Below are 18,218 nucleotides of genomic sequence, written 5' to 3' on the forward strand. Positions count from 1 at the left end.
GCTGTCAAGGCATACGCCTTACGCATTTACAAACGCATCAAGGCGCGGATAGTAACCGAATTTGGTTACGACATGTACATTCCGCCGTTCACATGCAGCGTCGTGCCAGTGATATAGCCGGCTTGCGGCGATGCCAGAAACGCCACGGCGTGCGCGATATCTTCCGGGCTGCCGAGGCGGCCCAGCGGAATCTGCGTCTTCAGCGCCGTTTGCTGCTCTTCCGGCAGAGTCTTGGTCATGTCGGTGTCGATGAAACCCGGCGCGACGCAGTTGACCGTGATGCCGCGGCTGCCGATCTCGCGTGCGAGCGCGCGCGTCATGCCCGCCACGCCCGCTTTCGCGGCGGCGTAATTGATCTGCCCTGGGTTGCCGGCCGAGCCGACCACCGACGTGATATTGATGATGCGGCCACCCTTCGCCTTCATCATGGGGCGCAGCACCGCGCGCGACAGACGGAATACCGACTTGAGGTTGGTGTCGACCACCGCGTCCCAATCGTCGTCCTTCATGCGCATGGCGAGCTGATCCTGCGTGATGCCGGCGTTATTCACCAGCACGTGCAGCGCGCCGAATTCCTTCACCGTGCCGTCGATCAGCGCTTCCGCCGCAGCCGCGTCGTTGACGTTCAGCACTGCACCGCGACCGTTCACGCCAGCCGCGTTAAACGCTTCGCTGATGGCGGCCGCCCCGCTTTCGCTGGTCGCCGTGCCGATCACCGTCGCGCCCTGGCGCGCCAGCTCCATGGCGATCGCACGGCCAATGCCGCGCGAGGCGCCAGTGACGATTGCAATCTGCTTGTCGAGAGTCTTTTCCATCTGTCAGTCCGGATGCCCTTCGGAGGGCTGATTGATTCTGATGCGAAGTCCTGCCGCCGTCGCGGAGCGCCTGCTGCCAGGCGCGACGCGACGTTGCGTTCAGCCTGCCTTCACGAGTTTGAGCGTTTCTTCAAGCGAAACCGGATCGAAGATCGAAGCGCCGACCAGATTGCCGTCGATACGCTTGGTCAAACCCGCAAGGACCTTGCCCGGCCCGCATTCGATCACGTGCGTGACGCCTTGAGCCGACATGGCTTGCACGCTTTCGACCCAACGCACCGCGCCGGCCGCCTGACGCACCAGCGCGTCCTTGATCCCGGCCGGCTCATTGACCACCGCGACATCGACGTTGTTGATGACCGGAATCGCCGGCACCCGCACCTCGACGCTCGCCAGATACTCGCGCAACTGATCCGACGCGGGCTTAAGCAGCGACGAGTGGAACGGCGCCGAGACCGGCAGCGGCAACGCGCGCTTGGCGCCCTTCGCCTTCGCCACTTCGCAGGCCTTTTCAACCGCAGCCTTGTTTCCTGCGATCACGACCTGCGCCGGCGCATTGAAATTCACCGCTTCGACCACGCCCGCGACCGACGCCTCGGCGCACACCGCGCGCACTGCGTCATCGTCGAGACCGAGAATCGCGGCCATGCCGCCTTCACCGACCGGCACCGCCGTTTGCATGGCTTGCGCGCGAAAACGCACGAGCGGCACGGCATCGCGAAACGCGATCGCGCCCGCCGCGACCAGTGCGGTGTATTCGCCGAGGCTATGGCCCGCGACGATCGCGGGCTTCGGGCCGCCTGCCTGCAGCCACGCGCGATACATCGCGTAAGCGGCGGTCAGCATGACCGGCTGAGTGTTGGTGGTGAGGTTCAGATCTTCGACGGGGCCTTCGGCGATCAGTTTGCCGAGATCCTGGTTGAGCGCATCGGAGGCTTCCTGAACCGTCTCACGCACGATCGCGTGATCGGCGAATGCGTTGAGCATGCCGACCGATTGCGAACCTTGCCCAGGAAAAACGAACGCAAATTTCATATCGTCCCCAAAATCGATTTAGTCAGATGTGGGTGGCGCGCCCGGTTGACGGCGAGCGCGCTCATATGCAGCCGAGCGCTGCGAATAGCGCTCGCCGCAACGTCGCCGCCATTAGTAGCGGATAACCGACGCGCCCCACGTGAAGCCGCCGCCGACACCTTCGATCAGCACGTTCTGGCCGCGCTTGATGCGGCCGTCGCGCACCGCGACGTCGAATGCGAGCGGAATGGACGCAGCCGACGTATTGCCGTGCTCGCCCACCGTGACGACCATGCGTTCCTGCGGCAAACCGAGCTTGCGACAGGTGCTTTGCATGATGCGGATATTCGCCTGATGCGGAATCAGCCAGTCGATCTGTTCAGCCGACAGATTGGCCTTCTCGAGCGCTTCGACCGCGACTTTTTCGAGCACGTTGACGGCGAGTTTGAACACGGCCTGCCCGTCCATATGCAGGAACGCGCTGCCCGCCACGACACCGCCGTTCACATTGCCCGGTGTGCAGAGAATGTTCGAGTGGCTGCCGTCGGCGTGCAATGCGCTGGCCAGCACGCCGGGTTGTTCGGATGCCTGCAGGATCACCGCGCCCGCGCCGTCGCCGAACAGCACGCAGGTAGTGCGGTCGTTGAAGTCCAAGATGCGCGAGAAGGTTTCCGCGCCGATCACGAGCGCCGTGCGATGCTGACCGCTGCGAATGAAGCTGTCCGCCGTGGCCACCGCGTAGGCAAACCCGGAACAGACGGCTTGCACGTCGAATGCCGCGCCGTGGTTCTTGATGCCGAGCTTGTTCTGCAGCAGGCACGCCGTGCTCGGAAACACGAAGTCCGGCGTGGAGGTGGCGACGATGATCAGATCGATGGACTGCGGGTCGACGTCCGCTGCCTCGATCGCACGTTGCGAAGCGATGAGCGCGAGATCGCTAGTCGTGACATCAGGGTCCGCAAAGTGGCGCGCATGAATGCCCGTGCGGGCGACGATCCACTCGTCGCTCGTCTCGACACCTTGCTTGGCGAGACGTTCGGCCAGATCCTGATTGGTGACGCGGTCGGGCGGCAGATAGCTGCCGGTGCCCAGCACGCGGGAATAAATTGTCGATTGAGCCATTATGCCTTCGAGGATTGCGCAGCGTAGGGCTCGGCTGGCTGGCCGGCGATCGGGCTTGCGTGGCCCGCACCGCTCGCGTCGCGCGCCGCCTGTTCGAGAGAACCCGCGTTCTCTTCCATCGCTCGCGCAAGGCGTTCCAGCACGCCGTTTTTGACGGCATCATACCCGCGTTTGATAGCCCACTCAAACCCGTAAGCATCCGCCGAACCGTGGCTTTTGATCACCAGCCCGCGCAGGCCGAGCAACGCAGCGCCATTGTATTGCCGATGATCGACACGTTTCTTGAAGCGCATCAATACCGGCAAGGCGAGCACCGCCATCACCTTGGTGAGCCACGAACGGCCGAACTCTTCCTTGATGATGTTGGACAACATCTGCGCGAGGCCTTCCGACGTCTTCAGCGCGACATTGCCGACAAAACCGTCGCAGACGATCACGTCGACCGTGCCCTTGAAGATATCGTTGCCTTCAACGTTACCGTGAAAGTTAAGTGTACTCGCGCGCAGCAGTTCACCGGCACGTTTGATGGTGTCATTGCCCTTGATGACTTCTTCGCCGATGTTGAGCAGGCCGATGGTAGGCCGATCCTTGCCCTCGAGCGCGGACACGAGCGCGTGCCCCATCTCCGCGAACTGCAGCAGATGCTGCGGCTCGCAATCGACGTTGGCGCCCAGGTCGAGCATCATCGTGTAGCCATTGGGATTGGGCAGTGCCGACGCGATGGCCGGGCGTTCGATGCCCGACAGCGTTTTCAGCACGTAACGCGAAACCGCCATCAGCGCGCCGGTATTGCCGGCGGAAATGCAGGCTTGCGCCTCGCCTTCCTTGACGCGGTTTAGCGCCACGCGCATGGAGGAATCTTTTTTCTTGCGCAGCGCGACTTCGACCGAATCGTCCATGGCGACGATCTCGGAAGCGGGTACGACGGTCAGCGCCGGCAGGTCCTGAGCCTTCAACCTCTTCAGCTGCGCACGAATCGCACTTTCGATGCCGACGAGCAGCAGCTCAGCATCGGGATGCGATCGAACGAAGTTGACGGCAGCGGGAACGGTCACGGACGGGCCGTGGTCGCCTCCCATGCAATCTATCGTGAGCTTTACTGTCATGGAGTGCGACGAATTTCAGACGCCCTGCATGGGATCATAGCAAGCGCCGGAGCGCCAACTGCGATCGACACAAAAAAGCGGCAATTGAATGCCGCCTTTTTGCCGAGCCGGGAAAATGTCAAGCGAGCCGATCGCCACGCGAAACGCCACAAGGCGCAACGCAGTGAAACGATTAGTCGTTCTTCGTCTTGACGACTTTCTTGCCGCGATAGTAGCCGTTCGGGCTAACGTGGTGACGCAGATGCACTTCGCCCGTGCTCGGTTCCACGGCCAGCGGCGCTGCCGTCAGGAAATCGTGCGAACGGTGCATGCCGCGCTTCGACGGCGACTTCTTGTTTTGTTGAACTGCCATGACTAACTCCTAAAAATTTTTCGGATTCTAACACAGCCCGACTCGGTGTCCGCCACTGGCCGAGTGGCCAATGCGCCCGCATCGCGCTCCAATGCAACTGTTCAGTGCTTCTTGTCCGGCTCGCCGCGCTTGAGACTCTGGAGCGCCGCAAACGGATTGGGCCGTTCGGGCTCGCCGCCCTCACCTGCTTCGTCCAGTGCGCCCTCGTCGCCCTCGCCTTCGGCACCGGCCACACCAGAGACGAGGCTCTCGTGCACTTCGGGACACATCTCGTGCTTGGGCACGAGCGGCAAGGAAAGCAGCAATTCTTCCTCGATCAAGTCGATGAGATCGAAATGGTTCGAACCCACGATCACTTCGACTTCATCCTCGTCGAGCGGAAACTCTTCGGCTTCCGCCTCAGTGTTGACGATCCGGTAAGTTGCATCGACGTTGAATGCCTGCTGGTACGGTGTCATGCACCGCTGACATTCGAGCCATGCAGCGCCGTGAATCGCCATCCGCAAATAAGGCTGGGGACCCTCGGTGCCGTCGTCCTGCAATTCCGGCTGCGTCGCCCCTTCGGCTTGCCAGGTGAACGCGGTATCGCGGTCTGGCGCTTCTGCCGGGACTTCGTTTAACATGCGCGGCAGTTGCAAGACGCGCACGACTCCCGCGGCCTGACGCCCACTCCGCGCGAATTCGAACAGATCGATATCGTGCGGGTCGGACAGACCTGCAGGGTTGCCAGGATGTTGAGTCATGTGCGCTCCTGCGTCGGCAAGGATTTCGCCGTATATAACCGCGAGGTATAACCGATTTGCGAGACAGCCCGTGAGGCCCATGTGTTTGCCCGCAGTGATCACTGCACGGCAGGCACCGAGACTCGCCTAGCGCAAGCATACCGATGAAAAGCCCAAAATCATATCCGTTTTGTCTTTTCGAGTCAAACACTTAAGCCCGTACGCGCGCGAGCTTCGCGCAAGCTTGTACGCCCCGCCTCCCTAGCCGTTGATCAACCCATGTCTGATTCTCCCAATCGCCCGCCACGCCTGATTCTGGCGTCAAGTTCGCCTTATCGCCGCGAACTGCTCGAACGCCTGCGCGTGCCGTTCGATGTCGTCGTGCCCGCAATCGACGAGACGCCGCTCGCCGGCGAAACGCCGGAAGTCACCGCGCTGCGGCTTGCGCAAGCCAAAGCGCGCGCGGTCGCCGGCGGACTCGGCGCCAGCGAAGCCGCGCTCGTGATCGGCTCCGACCAGGTCGCCACTTACGACGGCCTGCAGATCGGCAAGCCCGGCTCGCACGCCAAGGCGCTCGCGCAATTGCAGGCGATGCGCGGCCGCGAAGTGCTGTTTCATAGTGCGCTGTGCCTGTTCGACAGTCGCTCCGGCACCGTGCAAGCCGTCGACGTGATCACCCGCGTGCATTTCCGCGATCTGCCGGATGCCGCTCTGCAAGCCTATTTGCTGGCGGAAACGCCGTACGACGTCGCCGGCAGCGCCAAATCCGAGGGGCTCGGCATTGCCTTGCTCGAAGCCATCCATTCCGACGATCCGACCGCGCTCGTCGGCCTGCCGTTGATCACACTGTCGCGCATGCTGCTCGCAGTGGGCTATCCGTTATTGGGGGCTCAATGAGCGGTACGCTCTATCTGATTCCAAATACATTAGGCGAAGGCGATACCGAGGCTCTCGACGCCGTCCTGCCCGCGCCGGTCCGCGCCCGTGCCGCGTCGCTTCACTATTACATTGGCGAAAACGCGAAAACCACGCGCGCTTTCCTGAAAAAAGTCGGCACGGAACGGCCGATCCAGGAAATCGAGATTCGCGAACTGAACGTGAATACGCCGGCCGGCGAGATCGACAAGCTGCTTGCGCCGCTTCTGGCGGGCACCGACGCGGGTCTTGTTTCCGAAGCGGGCTGCCCGGCGGTCGCCGACCCCGGCGCCCTGCTGGTGCGCCGCGCGCATGAACGCGGCGTGAAGGTCGTGCCGTTCGTTGGCCCGAGTTCGATTCTGCTGGCGTTGATGGCGTCGGGGCTCAACGGTCAGAGCTTTGCGTTCCATGGTTACCTGCCGGTTGACGCCACGGAGCGGGCCAAGCGTCTGCGAGATCTGGAGCAGCAGTCGCGCAAAGGCAAGCAAACGCAAATTTTTATCGAGACGCCGTACCGCAACCGCGCCCTGCTCGACACCCTGCTGGCGACTTGCGCGCCGTCCACGCTCGTTTGCGTGGCAGTGGACCTAACGCTGGAAACGGAAACGATCGCCAGCCGCACCGTGGCCGACTGGAAGAAAAAACCGGCGATCGATCTGCACAAGCGTCCGGCTATTTTCCTGATCCTGGCCGTTTGATTGGGTCGAACAACGACACGCAAAAAAAGCGCCGCGCGACCGTCGAAACGGTGACCGCGCGGCGCCTCTTTAACTGTCACCAGTAATTCACCGCAAATTCATCTTCCCACCGAGTGCCATGGCGTGAACCGCGCCGCTACCAACCGCCGCGCCGAACTTGCGCGCAACGCGGTCCGTAATGCTCTCTTTTACGGTGTAATCGACGATATCCGGCGCTTTAAACAGGTCGCGGGCCACATAATCCGCGTCACCCAAACCGTCGGCAAGGCCTAGCTCCACGCTCTTCTGGCCAGTCCAGAAAAGGCCGGAGAACATGTCGGGCGTTTCATGCAGGCGTTTGCCGCGTCCCTGACGCACCGCGTCGATAAACTGCGCGTGGATCTGATCGAGCATATCCTGAGCGTGTTCGTCCATCTTCGGCGTTTCAGGCGAGAACGGATCGAAAAATCCCTTGTTCTCGCCGGATGTGTGCAAGCGCCGCTGAATCCCGAGCTTATCCATCAGGCCGGTGAAGCCGAAGCTGTCCATCAGCACGCCGATCGAACCGACGATGCTTGCCTTATCGACATAAATCTTGTCGGCGGCTGCGGCCGCATAGTAGCCACCGGACGCGCACATGTCGCCCACGACCGCATAGAGCGGAATTGAAGGATATTTCGCGCGCAAACGGCGAATTTCGTCGTAGATGATGCCCGCCTGCACCGGGCTGCCGCCCGGACTATTGCAGCGCAAGATCACGCCGGCCGTGCCCGCATCATCAAACGCGCTCTGCAGCGCTGTGTTGATATCTTCCGCGTTTGCGTTCCTATCCGCCGATATCTCACCATCAAGTGTCACCATAGCCGTGTGCCGGCCGGTGGCGGCTACCTTGTCGCCGGAGACGTCGATGGCCACCCATACCGCCAGTAGCACGACAACCAGAAAAACAAAGCGGAAAAAAATCTTCCAGCGCCGCGCCGCGCGCTGCTCATTGATCGCCGCGAGCGCGATACGCTCGAGCGCGGCGCGTTCCCAGCCCGGCTCATCGGCAGGCGTACGGGGGCGGCCATTCAGGGACGGTTCCTTCGGCTCGGGAGTCAAATTGTCGGACATGCGGTGCAGTGGAAAGATCGAAGAAGAGAAAAAATCAGGGTGTGGCCGGGCGCAGTTCGCCGTCCGGCAGCCAGAAAACGGCTCGGCCTTCCGGCGTATCGCGTTCGTCCACCTGAACCGGCCGCAACCTGCCGCCGCGGCACGGACCGCCGACGCATTTGCCCGTATCAGGCGCGTAAATCGCGCCATGTGTAGCGCACATCAAGTATAAACCGGACGATTCGAAGAACTGCCCTTCGGCCCAGTCCAGTTCCATCGGAACGTGCGCGCAGCGGTTCAGGTAGCCGTAAGCGCGGCCATCGTAACGGACAAAAAACACGACGACGTCGCCGCCACCGAACTTCGCTGCACGGCGCACGCCCGCGCCGCCGTCCAGCAGTTCGTCCGATGCGCAGACGCGAACCGCCTCCTCCGGCGCTTGCGTGGCAGCGGTGCTCATGCGTTCTCTCGCAGCCAGCCGGACAGCACACTGACGCTCGACGCCACGAACTTCGGCGACAACGCGTTCAACGAATCCGCAGGATGCGCGCCATACGTGACGCCGATACCCGCGACGCCCGCGTTGATCGCCATTTGCAGATCGTGCGTCGTATCCCCGACCATGACCGTGCGCGCATTGTCCTGGCCCAATTCGCGCGTCAATTCGTGCAGCATCGCCGGGTGCGGCTTCGAGAACGTTTCGTCGGCGCAGCGCGTGCCGTCGAACAGGCTCGTCAGGCGCGACTGATCCAGCGCGCGGTTTAGCCCGACGCGGCTCTTGCCCGTCGCCACGGCCAGCAAATAGCCCTGATCGCGCAGTTCCTGCAACATCTCGCGCACGCCGGTGAACAGCTCGGTGGTCTGGTCCTTCACCAGATAATGGAAGCGGTAACGCTCGGCCAGCCGCGGATAGTCCGACGGATCGAGCGTGGGCGCGGCAATCTGCAGCGCGTCGCGCAAACCTAGGCCGATCACATAGCTGGCCGCCTCGTCGGCGGGAACCGGAAGACCGAGGTCGCGGCACGCCGACTGGATGCTGCGCGTGATGTGCGCGGTCGAATCCATCAGCGTCCCGTCCCAGTCGAAGACGATCAGATCAAATTGCTCTCTAGCCATGCGGTGTCGTCTCCGGGTGTGACCCATTTCTTAGTTCGTTGAGTTGCGCGATAAAGCTGCGGCATTCGGCCGGCAGCGGCGCCTCGAACTGCAGCGGCGCGCCGGTCGCCGGATGCGCGAGCTTCAGCCGGTAAGCGTGCAGGAACATGCGCTTCAGGCCCGGCTTGGCGTTGGCACGCGCCAGTGCCTTGTTAAGCGCAAAGTCGCCGTACTTGGCGTCGCCGACGATCGGCAGTTCCAGATGCTGCAAGTGGACCCGGATCTGATGCGTGCGCCCGGTCTTCAGTTCCGCCTCGAGCAACGCGTATTCCGGCCAGCGGTCGATCAGATTGAACACCGTGTGCGACGCAAGACCGTCCGGTTGCACGCGCACGCGGCGCTCGCCGTCGGCCGTCAAGTACTTGTGCAGCGGTTCCTTGACCGCGCGGCGGCGGCCCCAGTCGCTCGCCCAGTCGCCGTGAACGCAAGCATAGTAGCGCTTGTCCATCTTGTTCTCGCGAATCTGCTCGTGCAGATTGACGAGTGCCGAACGCTTCTTGGCGAGCATCAGGATGCCGGAGGTTTCACGATCCAGCCGATGCACCAGTTCGAGAAATTTTGCCTGCGGACGGGCCTCGCGCATCTGCTCGATCACGCCGAACGCGACACCGCTGCCGCCATGCACCGCGACGCCGGCCGGTTTGTCGATGACCAGCATGTGGTCATCTTCAAAAACAATTTTGAAATGGGCGGCCGGGACCGGCGCCTGGGAGGCCGTTTCGCTCGGCTGAGCGACGCGGATGGGCGGCACGCGTACCAGATCTCCCAGTTCGAGACGGTACTGCGCGTCTATCCGGCCCTTATTCACACGCACTTCCCCGCTGCGCAGGATGCGGTAGATATGGCTTTTGGGCACGCCTTTACAGACGCGCAACAAAAAGTTGTCGATGCGCTGTCCGGCCGCGCTGTCATCGATTTCGATCATCGAGACCTGGTCGCTTGCGACCGATTTCTGGGATATTTTGCCTAACTCTTTCATTCTGAATATAATTTGCCCAGCAGTCTGCGGCGGCCGGCGCAGTGTCCGGAATTCGGGCGGATTGCGCAGGTGCAAGCGATAAACCGTTATTTTACTTGCGCCGGGGTCTGGTTGCTCACCCTGAAAATGAGATGCAACAAGTTGCACGCACGAGGTCAGCACCCGGCAGGGACGGCGCCCACAGGCGCGTTCGGTCAAGGTCGGCTTCGACGGTAACGGAATTTTGGTAAAAAAGAATTTAACTTTCAGCTTCGGTATCGGGCGGTCTGACGCCCTGCTGTACGAAGCTGCAGGTTGCGAAAATACGGCGTGCGCCCAAGGCGTCTTGTAGAAAATGCAAGACATGGCGACGTCAAAATGAGGCGAGACACCCCCAGCAGGAAAAGACGCGCCGACTGCGCGAACTTCCCGCTGCGGCACGACCGCAGCCTTCGACCCTCCGGTCACGCGCCCAGTTGGCGCACCGGCGCGAGTGGACGAAGGCTTATGAAGGTCGGCCGGCAGAACCCGCGGCGTGTCGGGTCGTTATTTGAAGCCGTGTTCGCATGTGCCCTGCGGCACCGTGCCCATTTATGGGCCGGGCCCTCTCAGGCAATTCTCCCACCAGCTTTCCCGCTCCAGCGTGCTTGTGAAAACACAATAAGGCGCGGCATGCCGCTGCCCGCTTCGCCCTCGCGACTGACAACCGCGCGGCGGAGGGGCAGGCTAAGCCGCTCTGGAGCCGTTCAATGAAACGAATGTTGTTCAACGCGACGCAGCAGGAAGAACTGCGCGTCGCCATCGTCGATGGGCAAAAACTCATCGATATCGACATCGAAACCGCCGGGCGCGAACAGCGCAAAGGCAACATTTACAAGGGCATCATTACCCGCATCGAGCCGTCGCTCGAAGCCTGTTTCGTCAACTACGGCGAAGACCGCCACGGCTTCCTGCCGTTCAAGGAAGTCGCCCGCCAGTATTTCCGCGACGGCGTGGACATGCGCTCCGCGCGCATCCAGGACGCGCTGCGTGAAGGCCAGGAACTGATCGTTCAGGTCGAAAAAGAAGAGCGCGGCAACAAGGGCGCGGCCCTGACCACGTTCATCTCGCTCGCCGGCCGCTATCTGGTCCTGATGCCGAACAATCCGCGCGGCGGCGGCGTGTCGCGCCGGATCGAAGGCGACGACCGGCAGGAACTGCGCGAAACCATGGCGCAACTGCAACTGCCGGAAGGCATGAGCATCATCGCGCGCACGGCCGGCATTGGCCGCAGCGCCGAAGAACTGCAGTGGGACCTGAACTACCTGATGCAACTGTGGCGCGCGATCGAAGCCGCGTCGCAAAGCGGTTCGAGCGGTCAGCCGATGCTGATCTATCTCGAGTCGAGCCTCGTGATCCGCGCGATCCGTGATTACTTCCAGCCGGACATCGGCGAAATTCTGATCGACACCACCGAAATCCATGACCAGGCCCGCGCCTTCATGGACATCGTGATGCCGGATAATGTCAGCAAGGTGAAGCGGTATCACGACGACGTGCCGCTCTTCTCGCGCTTCCAGATCGAACACCAGATCGAGACGGCGTACTCACGCACCGTGCCGCTGCCCTCGGGCGGCGCGATCGTGATCGACCACACCGAAGCACTGGTCGCGATCGACGTGAACTCGGCACGCGCCACCAAGGGCGCCGACATCGAGGAAACGGCCGCACGCACTAACCTCGAAGCCGCGGACGAAGTCGCCCGCCAGTTGCGCCTGCGCGACCTGGGCGGTCTGATCGTGATCGACTTCATCGACATGGAATCGGCCAAGAGCCAGCGCGAAGTCGAACAGCGCCTGAAAGACGCGCTCAAGCACGACCGTGCGCGCGTCCAGATGGGCAAGATTTCGCGTTTCGGCCTGATGGAACTGTCGCGTCAGCGTCTGCGTCCGGCCCTCTCGGAAGGCAGCCACGTGACCTGCCCGCGCTGTAACGGCACGGGCCATATCCGCGATACCGAATCGTCCGCACTGCAAGTGCTGCGGATCATTCAGGAAGAAGCGATGAAGGAAAACACCGCGGCAATCCATTGCCAGGTGCCGGTCGAAGTGACCGCCTTCCTGTTGAACGAAAAGCGCGCCGAGATCAACAAAATCGAATCGCGTTTCAAGGTCAACGTCGTGCTGATCCCTAACAAGCACCTCGATACGCCGCATTACAAACTCGAGCGTCTGCGTCACGACGACGCGCGCCTCGACGATCCGCGCGCTTCGTGGAAGATGGCCGAAGAAGCGGCCCGCGAACTGGAATCGGAAACCGGTTACAGCAAGCGCACCGAAGAAGTGAAGCCGAAGCAGGAAGCGGCGGTCAAGGGCATCACGCCTGAAAAGCCGGCGCCGAGCGCGCCGGTTCGCCCGGTCGCCGCCCCGGCTCCGGTCGCGGTCACGCCGGCAAGCGGCGGCTTCATCGGCTGGTTGAAGAATCTGTTCGGCGTGCAGCCCGCCGCTCCGGCGCCTGTCGCACCGGCGCCGACTGACAAGCAGGCACGTCCGCAACGCGGCGAACGCACGGAGCGCGGTGAGCGCACCGGCGAACGCGGCGGCGATCGCAACCGTAATCGCCGTACCGGCACAGGCACTCGCGACGCAGCGGGCCGTGGCGAAGGCACGACTGGTGGCCGTCAAGGCCAAGGTCAGCAGCCGTCGCAACGCCGTGAAGAGCGCGAGCCGCGTGAAGGCCGTGAGGTGCAAGCACGCGAAGGCCGCGAGCCGCGCGAAGCACGTGAACCGCGCGAACCGCGTGGCAATCGGGAGCCGCGTGAAGCCCGCGAAGGCCGTGAACCGCGCGAGGCTCGCGAGGCTCGTGAGCCGCGCGAGGGTCGTGAAAACCGTGACCGCGACAATCGCGGCACCGAGCGCGCGGAAACGGCGGAAGCCGCACCGCGTGGCGAACGTCCGGAACGCGGCGAGCGCCGTGAGCGTGGCGAGCGTGCTGAACGTGGCGAACGCCGCAAGCCGCAAGGAGAAACCGCGGACGCATTGACGCAAAGCGAAGCGCAAACGGCGGAAGAACTGGTGCAAAACCAGACCGCTCTGGGCGAAAACGGCGCGCCGATCGATCAGGAAGCTGTGGCGCGTGAAGGCGAAGAGCGTCGTCGTCGCCGTCGCGGCCGTCGCGGTGGCCGTCGTGAGCGTGAAGAGGACGTGAACGGCAATCTGGCGGCGGACGTGGCGGAAGCTGAAGGCGACAACGCGAGCGCAACCGACGAAGCGCCGGTGCGCACGGCGCATCAGCCGGTCGAACGCAAGCCGGAAGTTGTCGAGGCGAAGGACGTGACGCCGGTGGAAGTGGTGGTGGCTGCTGTCGCAACGGAAACCGTCGTGGTCACGGAGTTGCACGCCGCAAGCGAAACGCCGGCTCTGGCCGTCGAAAAGGCTGCGAAGACGGAAACGGTGGTACCGGTCGCGCAAGCGCCGGTTGCGCCAGCCGCCGTCGAGCCGGTCGCCGAAACGCCGGTGGCGCAAGCCGCTGCGGAGCCGGTCGAAGCAACGCAAGCTGCGCCGGCCGCTAGCGAAACGGTTTCGCTGGTCGAACCGGTCGCACGTGCCCAAGCCCCGGCTCAAGCGCAGGTTGAAGCGCCGGCAGTTGCGCCGGTTGCCGAAGCGCAAGCCGCTGCTCCGGCTCCGGTCGAAACCGCGGCTCCCGCTGTGGTGGTCCAAGCGCCCGCTGCTCAACCTGCACCGCAGGCTGAGATCGTCGAACCGCAGCCGGTCGTGGCAGCGGTAGCACCGGCAGCCGAATCGGCAGCGATCGAACCGGCGCCCGTCGCCGTCGCACCGCAAGCTGCGCAGCAAGCGCCGCGTCAGGCCGCCGTGTCGGCGGAAGCCCTGCAGCCGGTGCTGGAACAAGCCGGCCTCGTCTGGGTGAACACCGACGCCGACAAGCTGCGCGCGGCTCAGGAAGCTGCTTCGCAGACCGTCAAGCCGGCTCGTGTGGTGCGCGAACGCAAACCGCTGCCGCCGCTCGACAGCGCGCCGATGCAACAGGTGGAAACAGGCGGCCACCCGCAGTAAGCCGCCCCGCCGCACTCAAAAAGCCCGCCCTCACCGGCGGGCTTTTTTTATGGGCGCGCGCCGCAGCTCGAACGCGCCGCGATAAGCCACTCCCCGTATACCCCGACACGGCCTGGGGTACCCCTGCCGCCTGAAGCATTTCCGATAGAATGAATATCTAGCTCTAATTTCAAGCACAAACCGACGCATTCATCGAAGCAATTCATGTCCCGACGCATCATCCCTGTTGCCGATCTCAGCGCTGTGCCGGTCATCGCCGGCCCCGTGCAGACGCCCAGTGGCGCGCTGCACGACACGCTTGCGCGGCCGTTGCGCGACCTGCGCATTTCGGTCACGGATCGCTGCAATTTCCGGTGCGTCTATTGCATGCCTCGCGCGGTGTTCGACAAGGACTACACGTTTTTGCCGCACAGCGCCTTGCTGAGCTTCGAGGAGATTGAACGGCTGGCGCGACTGTTCGTCGCACACGGCGTCGAGAAAATCCGTCTGACGGGCGGCGAACCGCTATTGCGTAAGAATCTGGAATTCCTGATCGAACGCCTCGCGCAACTGACCACGCCGGCGGGCCGGCCGCTCGATCTGACGCTGACCACCAACGGTTCGCTGCTGGAACGCAAGGCGCGCAGCCTGAAAGACGCCGGTTTGACCCGCGTCACGGTGAGCCTCGACGCGCTCGACGACACGCTGTTCCGCCGCATGAACGACGCGGACTTCGCCGTCGGCGACGTGCTGGACGGCATTGCCGCGGCGCACGCGGTCGGCCTCGCGCCGGTCAAGGTCAACATGGTCGTTAAGCGCGGCACCAACGACAGCGAAATCGTGCCGATGGCGCGTCACTTCAAAGGCTCGGGCGCGGTGCTGCGCTTCATCGAATACATGGACGTGGGCACGTCGAACGGCTGGAACATGATGGAAGTGCTGCCGTCCGCCGACGTCGTCACGCGCATTGCCGAACACTTCCCGCTCGCGCCGCTCGAAGCACACAGCGCCGCCGAGACCGCGCAGCGCTGGGGTTACGTGGACGGCGGCGGCGAGATCGGTGTGATTTCGAGTGTGACGCGCGCGTTTTGCGGCAGTTGCACGCGAGCGCGTCTGTCGACCGAAGGCAAGCTCTACCTGTGCCTGTTCGCCTCGTCGGGGCACGACCTGCGCGCGCTGGTGCGCAACGGCGCGAGCGACGCCGACATCGCCACCGCCATCGCCGAAATCTGGCAGGAGCGCGGCGACCGCTATTCGCAACTGCGCGGCAGCAACGCCGCCGAGTCGCTCGTGCGCGATGGCCGCCGCGTCGAGATGTCGTACATCGGCGGCTGAGCGGCGGCACGTGAAGCCGACGCGCGACCACATCACCGGACTGTTGCTTGCGGGCGGCCGCGGCATGCGCATGGGCGGCGCCGATAAGGGTCTGCAAATGCTGCATGGCGAGCCGCTCGCCGTCCATGTGCTCAAGCGCCTCGCGCCGCAAACCGGCGCCCTGCTGATCAGCGCCAATCGTCACCCTGAGGCCTACAACGCGCTCGGCGCGCCATTCGACGCCACGGTAGTGGCGGACACCCTGGCCGACTTTCCGGGCCCGCTGGCAGGCTTGCTCGCCGGCTTACGCGCAGCCGATGGCAATTACCTACTCAGTGCCCCCTGCGACTCACCGTGGCTGCCCGCCGACCTGGCCGAACGCCTCGCGCACGCGCTGGACTCGCACGGAGCCGACGTCGCCACGGTCACCACCATCGACGCGCACGGCCAAACGTCCTTGCATCCGGTCTTCGCGCTTGTGCGCACGAGTCTCGCCGACGATCTCTCGGCCTTCCTCGAAGCCGGCGAGCGTAAAGTGCGCGCGTGGTACGCGCGCCACAAGACGGTGGAAGTCGTCTTTACCGACGAGCGCGCGTTTTACAATATCAATTCGCTACAGGAACTCGCCGACCTCCAGCGTGATTGAGGCCACGGTTGAAATCCCGCTCCGGCCGCACGGCAACCGCCGCTTCCGCCGCCGGTCGCGACGCTCAGCTCTTCATGACCACGCCTAACGAATTTTCCCGCTGCGTCGCGCAGTACGATCCTCACGCGCTGCCTGTCCCGGCCGCACAGGCAATTGTTTCGCCAGTGGGCCGCGCCGGTCACGGCCATTGAACGCGTGGCCTTGCGCGACGCGCTCGACCGCGTGCTCGCGGCCGATATCGTGTCGCCGATCGACGTCCCCTCGCACGACAATTCCGCCATGGACGGCTACGCGTTCAACCGTGCGGCACTCGCCACGGGCGCGGCCACGGTCGAATTGGCGATCGTCGGCAAGGCGCTGGCCGGGCATCCGTTCGCGGGCCGCGTCGAGGCCTCGCAATGCGTGCGCGTGATGACCGGCGCCTGCATGCCGGCCGACTGCGACACCGTCGTCCCGCAAGAGCTCGTCGAGCGCGGCGCCGATTCCGTTTCAATTCGCTTTGCGGCCAACGCCGTAACGGCCGGCGCAAATCGGCGCCTCGCCGGCGAAGACCTCGCGCGCGGCCATGCCGCGCTGCGATCGGGCCGCATCATGCGTGCGTCGGACCTTGGGTTGCTGGCCTCGCTCGGTATCGGCGAAGTCAATGTCAGGCGGCGTTTGCGCGTCGCTTTCTTCTCGACCGGCGACGAATTGCGCTCGCTCGGCGAGCCGCTCGATCCAGGCTGCGTGTACGACAGCAACCGCTACACGCTGTTCGCCATGCTGCGGCGCCTGAATATCGACACACTCGACCTCGGCGTAGTGCGCGACGAGCCCGCCGCAATGGAAGACGCCTTGCGCAGCGCCGCGGCGAATGCCGACGTGGTGCTGACCTCGGGCGGCGTCTCGGTCGGCGAGGCGGATTTCACCAGGCAACTGCTGCAAACTTTTGGCGACGTCGCGTTCTGGAGCCTCGCCATGCGCCCGGGCCGACCGCTCGCCTTCGGCCGCGTCTGGTCCGGCGAGCGGCCGGGTGTCGGGCGTCCCGCGTTATTCTTCGGTTTGCCGGGCAATCCGGTCGCCGTGATGGTGGCGTTCTATCAGATCGTGCGCGAAGTGCTGCTGCTGATGTCGGGCGCCACGCCGCAACCGCTGCCGGTCATTCACGCCATGAGCCGGCGGGCCATCCACAAACGCGCCGGGCGCACCGAATTCCAGCGCGGTCTGGCCGAGCAGGACGCGCATGGACAATGGCACGTCACGCCGACCGGTTCGCAGAGCTCCGGCGTGCTGAGTTCGATGAGCGAAGCTAATTGCTTCATCGTGCTCAGGCACGATGAAGGCGAGATCGCCGAAGGTGAGCGCGTCGCCATCATGCTGTTCGACGGACTCATCTGACCGCTGACGCGGGCTGAGGCAACGCACCCGCCGGCGCTCATTTGCTGCTTTACCCACTACTACTACGACACACGGGTTTGACTTACATGAAAAAACAGATCTCGTTCATTGCACCGGGACAGACGGCCAAAGCACTCATCCTCGTGTACCTGACGTTTTCGGTGCCGATCGTGCTGCTGGGCGTGCTGGTCGCGTTCGTGCGCTATGGCTCGGTGGAACTGAGCACGGTGTTCAGCGCGCTGCTGCTGAATGCGATTCTCGGTTTCATCCTGCTGTGGATCGCATGCCACGCGTACAACTGGGTGGCGTCGCGCTTCGGCGGCATTGAAATCCATCTGACCGACGCACCGGAAGAGGCGTAATGCCCGCGAGGATTCGCGCCGCCACGCCCGCGGACACCGGCGCCATCTTCGCGCTGACGTACGAACTCGCGCAGTTCGAAAGCCTCACGCACGTGTTCGTCGCAACCGAAGACGGCTTGCGCGACGCGCTGTTCGGGGCGCGGCCTTCAATCGAGGCGTTGGTGGCGGAAAACGAAGGCCGCATCGTCGGCTATGCGCTGTTCTTCCACAATTACTCGAGCTTCGTCGGCAAGCGCGGACTGTATCTCGAAGACGTCTACGTGCAACCCTCGCAACGCGGTGGCGGTCTTGGCACCGCGTTGTTGCAGCGTCTTGCCGCATTGGCGGTGGAACGACAATGCGGGCGGTTCGAATGGACCGTGCTGGACTGGAACCAGCAGGCCATCAGCTTCTATGAAAAGATGGGCGCGACTGTCATGCCGGATTGGCGTGTGGTGCGTCTGACAGGTGAGGCGCTGGAACAGCTGGCGGCGGGCGCAGGCGCCTGAGCGAGTGCCAGGCGTGTTCTTGCGTTGCTTTTCGCGGAGCCAACTTGCCACGCCGCCGCGACTAGCCCACCG

General features: G+C 63.7%; 17 protein-coding genes and 1 pseudogene. 8 read left to right on the plus strand and 10 right to left on the minus strand.

Features of this window, described 5'->3' with window-relative positions:
- Positions 1-65 precede the first annotated feature (65 nt).
- The 6 genes from fabG to B0G80_RS10785 all read right to left on the minus strand — a co-directional run bounded on the left by fabG (position 66) and on the right by B0G80_RS10785 (position 5,152).
- Positions 66-815 carry a 3-oxoacyl-ACP reductase FabG gene (fabG, locus tag B0G80_RS10755; protein ID WP_064268451.1) on the minus strand — a complete coding sequence of 250 codons (750 nt, stop codon included), beginning with the start codon at positions 813-815 and terminating at the stop codon, positions 66-68.
- Positions 816-914: 99 nt separating this feature from the next.
- Positions 915-1,850 carry an ACP S-malonyltransferase gene (gene fabD, locus B0G80_RS10760; RefSeq protein ID WP_116117975.1) on the minus strand — a complete coding sequence of 312 codons (936 nt, stop codon included), beginning with the start codon at positions 1,848-1,850 and terminating at the stop codon, positions 915-917.
- A gap of 111 nt (positions 1,851-1,961) precedes the next feature.
- Positions 1,962-2,951: a beta-ketoacyl-ACP synthase III gene (locus B0G80_RS10765; RefSeq protein ID WP_116117976.1), complete on the minus strand. Its 990-nt coding sequence runs from the start codon at positions 2,949-2,951 to the stop codon at positions 1,962-1,964.
- Positions 2,951-4,057: a phosphate acyltransferase PlsX gene (plsX, locus tag B0G80_RS10770; protein WP_106283764.1), complete on the minus strand. Its 1,107-nt coding sequence runs from the start codon at positions 4,055-4,057 to the stop codon at positions 2,951-2,953. The genes B0G80_RS10765 and plsX overlap by 1 nt, the downstream gene beginning before the upstream one ends.
- 172 nt (positions 4,058-4,229) lie before the next feature.
- A complete protein-coding gene (gene rpmF, locus B0G80_RS10780) occupies positions 4,230-4,409 on the minus strand; it encodes a 50S ribosomal protein L32 (protein ID WP_006051932.1) in 180 nt (59 codons plus the stop codon).
- Between the two features lie 101 nt (positions 4,410-4,510).
- Positions 4,511-5,152, minus strand: coding sequence for a DUF177 domain-containing protein (locus B0G80_RS10785; protein WP_106283765.1), 642 nt, complete (start codon positions 5,150-5,152; stop codon positions 4,511-4,513).
- 258 nt (positions 5,153-5,410) lie between these two features.
- Between B0G80_RS10785 and B0G80_RS10790 the strand changes: the two genes are divergently transcribed.
- Both B0G80_RS10790 and B0G80_RS10795 read left to right on the plus strand, forming a co-directional pair.
- The gene (locus tag B0G80_RS10790) at positions 5,411-6,028 is read left to right on the plus strand and encodes a Maf-like protein (RefSeq protein WP_116117977.1); all 618 of its coding nucleotides are present in this window, start codon (positions 5,411-5,413) and stop codon (positions 6,026-6,028) included.
- Complete coding sequence (locus B0G80_RS10795) at positions 6,025-6,744, plus strand: SAM-dependent methyltransferase (protein ID WP_116117978.1); 720 nt, start codon at positions 6,025-6,027, stop codon at positions 6,742-6,744. Before B0G80_RS10790 ends, B0G80_RS10795 begins: the two co-directional genes overlap by 4 nt.
- Positions 6,745-6,831: 87 nt before the next feature.
- Here the strand turns inward: B0G80_RS10795 and B0G80_RS10800 are convergent, their stop codons facing one another.
- Genes B0G80_RS10800 through B0G80_RS10815 form a run of 4 tightly spaced genes read right to left on the minus strand, consistent with a single transcriptional unit; the run spans position 6,832 to position 9,949 of the window.
- Positions 6,832-7,836, minus strand: a complete 1,005-nt coding sequence (locus B0G80_RS10800) for a S49 family peptidase (RefSeq protein ID WP_116117979.1) — start codon at positions 7,834-7,836, stop codon at positions 6,832-6,834.
- Positions 7,837-7,870: 34 nt separating this feature from the next.
- On the minus strand, positions 7,871-8,275 hold the full coding sequence (locus tag B0G80_RS10805; RefSeq protein ID WP_116117980.1) for a Rieske 2Fe-2S domain-containing protein: 405 nt from the start codon (positions 8,273-8,275) through the stop codon (positions 7,871-7,873).
- A complete protein-coding gene (locus tag B0G80_RS10810; protein ID WP_116117981.1) occupies positions 8,272-8,931 on the minus strand; it encodes an HAD-IIIA family hydrolase in 660 nt (219 codons plus the stop codon). The genes B0G80_RS10805 and B0G80_RS10810 overlap by 4 nt, the downstream gene beginning before the upstream one ends.
- Positions 8,924-9,949, minus strand: coding sequence for an RluA family pseudouridine synthase (locus B0G80_RS10815; RefSeq protein ID WP_116117982.1), 1,026 nt, complete (start codon positions 9,947-9,949; stop codon positions 8,924-8,926). The genes B0G80_RS10810 and B0G80_RS10815 overlap by 8 nt, the downstream gene beginning before the upstream one ends.
- 728 nt (positions 9,950-10,677) lie before the next feature.
- Here B0G80_RS10815 and B0G80_RS10820 point away from each other — a divergent pair.
- The 6 genes and pseudogenes from B0G80_RS10820 to B0G80_RS10845 all read left to right on the plus strand — a co-directional run bounded on the left by B0G80_RS10820 (position 10,678) and on the right by B0G80_RS10845 (position 18,146).
- The gene (locus B0G80_RS10820; protein ID WP_116117983.1) at positions 10,678-13,980 is read left to right on the plus strand and encodes an Rne/Rng family ribonuclease; all 3,303 of its coding nucleotides are present in this window, start codon (positions 10,678-10,680) and stop codon (positions 13,978-13,980) included.
- Between the two features lie 204 nt (positions 13,981-14,184).
- Positions 14,185-15,294, plus strand: a complete 1,110-nt coding sequence (moaA, locus tag B0G80_RS10825; RefSeq protein ID WP_116117984.1) for a GTP 3',8-cyclase MoaA — start codon at positions 14,185-14,187, stop codon at positions 15,292-15,294.
- Positions 15,257-15,919, plus strand: a complete 663-nt coding sequence (gene mobA / locus B0G80_RS10830) for a molybdenum cofactor guanylyltransferase MobA (RefSeq protein ID WP_408967699.1) — start codon at positions 15,257-15,259, stop codon at positions 15,917-15,919. The genes moaA and mobA overlap by 38 nt, the downstream gene beginning before the upstream one ends.
- A 74-nt stretch (positions 15,920-15,993) precedes the next feature.
- Positions 15,994-17,296 (plus strand): annotated as a pseudogene (gene glp, locus B0G80_RS10835) (gephyrin-like molybdotransferase Glp).
- Positions 17,297-17,382: 86 nt separating this feature from the next.
- Entirely contained in the window at positions 17,383-17,658 is a 276-nt protein-coding gene (locus tag B0G80_RS10840; RefSeq protein ID WP_106283775.1) for a hypothetical protein, read from the plus strand.
- Positions 17,658-18,146, plus strand: coding sequence for a GNAT family N-acetyltransferase (locus B0G80_RS10845; RefSeq protein ID WP_116117986.1), 489 nt, complete (start codon positions 17,658-17,660; stop codon positions 18,144-18,146). The genes B0G80_RS10840 and B0G80_RS10845 overlap by 1 nt, the downstream gene beginning before the upstream one ends.
- The last annotated feature ends 72 nt before the right edge of the window (positions 18,147-18,218 follow it).

The organism is Paraburkholderia sp. BL6669N2, from assembly GCF_003387275.1.
Lineage (GTDB): Bacteria > Pseudomonadota > Gammaproteobacteria > Burkholderiales > Burkholderiaceae > Paraburkholderia.